5 protein-coding genes are annotated in these 5,726 nt (G+C 65.8%); 4 read left to right on the top strand and 1 reads right to left on the bottom strand.

Annotated features, from left to right (window positions below; all coding sequences use genetic code 11):
• Positions 1 to 41: 41 nt before the first annotated feature.
• Positions 42 to 2,159, top strand: a complete 2,118-nt coding sequence (locus Q4E95_RS10750) for an ABC transporter ATP-binding protein (protein WP_303383305.1) — start codon at positions 42 to 44, stop codon at positions 2,157 to 2,159.
• Positions 2,160 to 2,263: 104 nt separating this feature from the next.
• Positions 2,264 to 2,962, top strand: a complete 699-nt coding sequence (locus Q4E95_RS10745; protein WP_303383304.1) for a maleylpyruvate isomerase family mycothiol-dependent enzyme — start codon at positions 2,264 to 2,266, stop codon at positions 2,960 to 2,962.
• Between the two features lie 80 nt (positions 2,963 to 3,042).
• On the opposite strand, the gene Q4E95_RS10740 is transcribed toward Q4E95_RS10745, so the two are convergent.
• Positions 3,043 to 3,603, bottom strand: coding sequence for a hypothetical protein (locus tag Q4E95_RS10740; RefSeq protein ID WP_303383303.1), 561 nt, complete (start codon positions 3,601 to 3,603; stop codon positions 3,043 to 3,045).
• A gap of 104 nt (positions 3,604 to 3,707) precedes the next feature.
• On the opposite strand from Q4E95_RS10740, the gene gatC reads away from it, so the two are divergent.
• Both gatC and gatA read left to right on the top strand, forming a co-directional pair.
• Positions 3,708 to 4,004 (top strand): Asp-tRNA(Asn)/Glu-tRNA(Gln) amidotransferase subunit GatC, encoded by a 297-nt coding sequence (gene gatC, locus Q4E95_RS10735; RefSeq protein ID WP_095797474.1) that lies wholly within the window; start codon positions 3,708 to 3,710, stop codon positions 4,002 to 4,004.
• A gap of 2 nt (positions 4,005 to 4,006) precedes the next feature.
• Positions 4,007 to 5,608 (top strand): Asp-tRNA(Asn)/Glu-tRNA(Gln) amidotransferase subunit GatA, encoded by a 1,602-nt coding sequence (gene gatA / locus Q4E95_RS10730; RefSeq protein ID WP_303383302.1) that lies wholly within the window; start codon positions 4,007 to 4,009, stop codon positions 5,606 to 5,608.
• Positions 5,609 to 5,726 lie beyond the last annotated feature (118 nt).

The raw sequence follows: 5,726 nt of genomic DNA, 5'->3' as shown, positions 1-5,726 counted from the left end.
ACCCACGCACACCACGTTTCAGACACGATGGAGCACACACGATGAGCACCTCGCATTCCGCCCCCGGCCAGCCCGAGGGCACCCCCGAGAACAACGGATCGGGTCAGCACGCCGGGTCCGGTGACGCACCCTGGCACAACGACGCCGCTGGCAAACCACAAAGCCGCCGCGAGCGTCGGTCTTTGCGCGGCGGTATGGGCAAACGCGGCAACCGTCCAAGTGGGGGCTCCGGGTCCGAGGACGCCACCGAGCGTTCGTCCCGGGGCTCACGCAGCCAACGGCGCGTGGTGCGCGGTGAACCGGTTCTGGTGGTGGACGGACTCTCCGTGGACTTCGGTGTGGACAAGGAATGGGTCCCGGCCGCAATCGACTTGAATTACCAGGTGGCCGCCGGTGAGGTGCTGGCCATCGTGGGTGAGTCCGGTTCGGGCAAGTCTGCCAGTTCGATGTCCATCCTGGGACTGCTGCCCTCCAATGCCCGGGTCAGCGGCTCGGCGCAACTGGCCGGTGAGCAACTGATCGGGCTGCAGGGTGCGGCACTGCGCCGCGTGCGCGGTGAAGAGATCGCGGTGATTTTCCAGGAACCCATGACCGCGCTCAACCCGGTGTACACCGTGGGTCAGCAAATTGTGGAAACCATTCGGCTGCACCGGGACATGTCGCCGTCACAGGCCGCCGAGCGCGCCAAGGAAATGCTGACCATGGTGGAGCTTCCGGATCCGGACAAGGCGTTCCGCTCCTATCCGCACCAGCTGTCCGGCGGTCAGCGTCAGCGGGCCATGATTGCGCAGTCACTGTCCTGCGACCCCAAGTTGCTGATTGCCGATGAGCCCACCACGGCCCTGGACGTCACGGTCCAGGCCGAAATCCTGGACCTGATCCGAAACCTCAAGGACAAACTGGATTCGGCCGTCATCCTGATCACCCACGACATGGGCGTGGTGGCCGACCTCGCGGACCGCATTGCCGTGATGGAGAAAGGCCGGATCGTCGAGCAGGGCTCCGCCGAGCAGATCTTCTCCGCGCCCGAGCACCCCTACACCAAGACGTTGCTGGAATCGGTGCCCCACCTGGGCGAGGGCGGCGAGACCGGCGAGTCCGTGGACATGGTGGCCGTGCTGGAACGAGAGGTCGAGGCGGAGCAACGCGAGGCGGCGTCGTCGGCCGTGGACAGGGACACCGCGGCGACCGATGACGTCTCGGCGGGAACCGCAGGATCGACCGCGGTGACAGCGGCGACCGCGGGCGACCGTCCCGCACTGCCCACGGACGCGGCGCGCACCCCGCGTCACGTGGAACCCAGCGTGGACACCGCGGCACTGCGCGTCACGGAACCCGTGCTGCAGCTCAAGAACGTGGCCATTGAATACCCCAAACAAGGGCGCAATCCCGCGTTCCGAGCCGTTGAGGACGTGAGTCTGACCGTGGCCGCGGGGGAAGTACTGGGCCTGGTGGGTGAGTCCGGCTCGGGTAAGACGACCATCGGGCGCGCGGCCGTGGGGTTGCTGCCCGTGGTCGAGGGCTCGCTGATCGTGGACGGGCATGAACTCAGCGGCGCGTCCCGAAAAGAACTCAATGGCGTGCGAAAAGACGTGGGCATGGTGTTCCAGGACCCGTCGTCATCGCTGAACCCGCGGCTGCCGATCGGTGAATCCATTGGTGAGCCCATGTTCCTGGCCGGAATGGCCAAGGGACAGCAGTTGCAGCACCGCATCGAACAGTTGCTGGACCAGGTGCGGTTGCCGCGCAACTATCGCAACCGTTACCCGCATGAACTCTCGGGTGGTCAGAAACAGCGTGTGGGTATTGCACGGGCGCTGTCGCTGAAGCCCAAGCTCCTTGTCGCGGACGAGCCGACCTCGGCCTTGGACGTGTCCGTGCAGGCCACGGTGTTGGACCTGTTCGAGGAACTGCAGGCCGAGATGGGCTTCGCATGCTTGTTCGTGACCCATGATCTCGCGGTGATCGACCGGCTCGCGGACCGCATCGTGGTCATGCAGCACGGCCGGATCGTGGAGCAGGGACAGCGCGAAGTGGTGTTGCGCAAGCCCGAGCAGGATTACACCAAGCGATTGTTGGCCGCGGTCCCGGTGCCGGACCCGGACACCCAGCGCGCGCGCCGTGAACTGCGCCAGAAAATGAAGCTCGGCGCGTCCTAGGGATATCGCGGGCCACGGTTCGGGGACGTATTTGGACGAAATCGGTATGTGTCATCGGCGGTCACCTGTGCCGGGTGTCACAACAGACTTACTAGGGTGGAGACATGATTAATTCCGCACGCCTGACCTCAGACCTTTCCCGCTTGCGTCGTGAAACCGACATGTTCCTGGCGACCATCGAGTCGCTGGCCGATCGCGAAATGACCGAACCCACCCTGTGCGAGGGCTGGGATCGTGCGCACGTGATTGCTCACCTCGCATCCAACGGCAAGGCGCTGGTCAAGCTCATCGACTGGGCCGTGACCGGCGTGCCGCAACAGCCCTACGAATCCCAAGAGGCCCGTGATCGCGAGATCGACGAGCTGGCAGCCCTTCCCAGGGAGGAGCTCATCCAAAAGGTCCGTGACAGCGCGGACTACTTCGAGGAGCAGTGCGAACGTCTCAAGGGTGAGATCACCACCGAGGAACTGGACTTGCACGGCAAGCCCATTCCCGCCACGTCCATCCCGGCCGTGCGCGTGTCCGAGGTAGTGGTGCACCACCACGACCTCGACACCACCTGGACCATTGAAGAGGCGGACCCGGACTCGCTGCTCAACGCGGTCGAAGCGGCGGTTCGCACCATGCGCGCCAAGGACGCGCCGGGGATGACCCTGCGCACCGAGGAGCGCGACGAATGGATCATTGGCGACGGCGGCCAGGAGATCACCTCGGATCGCGAAGGCTTGCTCGCCTGGTTGGCCCGAGGCGACGACGAGAACGTCGAATCCGAGGGCGAACTGCCCCAGCTGCCCAAGTGGTAAGCCGCTGAGTCGTTGCCGACTCACAGAAAACCGCCGCCGTGCAAAGGTGCACGGCGGCGGTTTTTCGTGGGCGGAGCCATTTAGTGGCGCACGGTGAACAGCCACGGGTCCCAGCGGCGGTCGGTGTGCGGGTCCCCGAAGTTCACGAAGGTCTTGCCCTTGGACTCCACGGTTTTGTACTCCTGAACAACTTCCAGGCTCAAGCGCTCGCGGTGTTCCACCTCCACGATCACGGCTCTGGCCCCGGAACGGTCGGGCAGGGTTGCGGGATAGGCCAAGGCGGCGACCAGCAGGTCCGACGCCTTGGCCGCGGTCATGGCGCGCAGTTCTTCCAGAACGTCATCCGGGCGCCGGTCTGCGGTGTCCGCGGGGTCCAGGGAATTCAGCTCGAACTCGCCGTCCTTGGAACCGGTGACCACGAACACGGGGAAAGCACCGAATTGCAGCACCTGATCCTCCACCACGGTCTGCACGTGGGTCAGTGCGGTGTCCACGGCCTCAACGGCGCCGTCGGAAACCCACTGCCGCCACGCGTTGTCGTGATCGGACTGGGCCTTGGCCGCATCGGCGCGGGACAGGCGGGGCTTTTTGGAGGGGCCACCGGGGTGACGTTTGGGCGGGCGGGCGGAGGATCGAGCCACGAGTTGGGACCCCTTAGTGAGATAGGTGAAAGTCGGTCGTTCTCGGTCAAGCCTAGGCGCTCGCTAGACTGGATCGGAATCACTAGCAAATACCAGGAGCATGCATGTCTGCGATTAATCGCGAGCAGGTGGCCCACCTGGCCGAGCTCGCGCACATCGAAATGACCGAGGAAGAACTCGCGCGCGTTGCCGGCGAACTCGACCTCATCGTCTCGTCCGTGGCCTCGGTCAGCCAAGCGGCCGGACCTGACGTTCCCGCAACCAGCCACCCGCTGCCGTTGCAGAACGTTTTCCGTGAGGACGTGGTGGGGGAGACCCTCACCCAGGAAGAGGCCCTCTCCAACGCACCGGACAGCCAGGACGGCAAATTCCGTGTGCCCGCAATTCTGGACGGAGAGTGAGCATGAGCGAACGCATTGTAGAACTGTCGGCCGCGGATCTCGCGGTCAAGCTGGCCTCGGGGGACATATCGTCCGTTGACGCCGTCAACGCGCACCTTGAGCAGATCGACGCCACCGAGGGCCACGCCGTGGACCCGGAGGATCGGCACAAGGGCACCGACGGACTCAACGCCTTCCTGCATCGCAACCGCGAGGGCGCCCTGCGGGTTGCGAAGGAGGTCGACCAGGCCCGCGCCAACGGTGAGCAGCTGCACGAGCTCGCCGGTGTACCCATCGCGGTCAAGGACCTGATCGTGACCAAGGGCCAGCCCACCACCGCGGCGTCCCGGATGCTCGAGGGCTGGCTGAGCCCGTACGACGCCACCGTGACCAAGAACGTGCGCGCCGCCAAGATGCCCATTCTGGGCAAGACCAACCTGGACGAGTTCGCCATGGGCTCCTCCACGGAGCACTCGGCGTTCGGGCCCACGCGTAACCCGTGGGACCTCAACCGGATCCCGGGCGGTTCCGGTGGCGGTTCCGCCGCTGCGGTCTCCGCGTTCCAGGCGCCCCTGGCGCTCGGCACGGACACGGGCGGTTCCATCCGCCAGCCCGCCGCGGTCACCGGCACCGTGGGCGTCAAGCCCACGTACGGTTCGGTGTCCCGTTACGGCGTGATCGCCATGGCGTCCTCCCTGGATCAGGTGGGACCGTGCTCACGCACCGTGCTGGACTCGGCCCTGTTGCACGAGGTCATTGCGGGCCACGACCCGCAGGATTCCACCTCCCTGAACGACCCCGTGGGGTCCTTCGCCGCGGCGGCCCGTCAGGGTGCCGAGGACGGCGGGCTCAAGGGCCTGCGCGTGGGCGTGGTCAAGCAGCTCACCGGCGAGGGTTTCCAGGCCGGCGTGCAGCAGCGTTTCAATGAGGCGGTGGAGCTGCTGCAGTCGGCCGGCGCCGAGGTCGTGGAGGTCGAGACCCCCAACTTCGAGTACGCGTTGGGTGCCTACTACCTGATCATGTCCTCCGAGGTCTCCTCGAACCTCGCCAAGTACGACGGCGTTCGGTTCGGCCTGCGCGTTGTCCCCGAGGGGAACCCCACGATCGAGCGCGTCATGGGAGCATCCCGCGCCGCCGGTTTCGGTGATGAGGTCAAGCGCCGCATCATCCTGGGCACCTACGCCCTGTCCGCCGGATACTACGACGCCTACTACGGCTCGGCCCAGCAGGTGCGCACCCTGGTGCAACGCGACTTCAATGCCGCGTTCGAGAAGGTGGACGTGTTGATTTCGCCCACGGCTCCCACCACCGCCTTCACCATCGGCGGGGTGGACGAGTCCGCGGATCCCATGCAGATGTACCTCAACGACATCGCCACCATCCCCACCAATCTGGCGGGCATCCCTGCCATCTCGCTCCCGGGCGGGCTGGCTCCCGAGGACGATCTGCCGGTGGGTATCCAGTTCATGGCCCCGGCTCGCGAAGACGCACGCGTCTACCGCGCCGGTGCGGGTCTTGAACGACTGCTCAACGAGAAGTGGGGCGGTCCCGTGTGGGCGTCTCGCAACGACGTCGCCACTACCGTTCGTGACTTTGCGGCCGGTGCCGCGCTGGGAGGCAAATAATGAGCGAGGACGTGCTGTCCTTCGAAGAGGCCATGGAGCGCTTCGATCCCGTGCTGGGTTTCGAGGTGCACGTGGAGTTGAACACCAACACCAAGATGTTCGACGCCGCCCCCAACAC

Origin of the sequence: Kocuria sp., assembly GCF_030536815.1 — a bacterium.
Lineage (GTDB): Bacteria > Actinomycetota > Actinomycetes > Actinomycetales > Micrococcaceae > Kocuria > Kocuria gwangalliensis.
The sequence above is the reverse complement of the archived record's forward strand: the minus strand, read 5'-3'. Positions and strand labels throughout refer to the sequence as shown.

Coding starts and splice junctions, on each gene's coding strand:
- Q4E95_RS10750 (WP_303383305.1), top strand. CDS start 42: ATGAGCACCTCGCATTCCGCCCCCGGCCAGCCCGAGGGCACCCCCGAG.
- Q4E95_RS10745 (WP_303383304.1), top strand. CDS start 2,264: ATGATTAATTCCGCACGCCTGACCTCAGACCTTTCCCGCTTGCGTCGT.
- gatC (WP_095797474.1), top strand. CDS start 3,708: ATGTCTGCGATTAATCGCGAGCAGGTGGCCCACCTGGCCGAGCTCGCG.
- gatA (WP_303383302.1), top strand. CDS start 4,007: ATGAGCGAACGCATTGTAGAACTGTCGGCCGCGGATCTCGCGGTCAAG.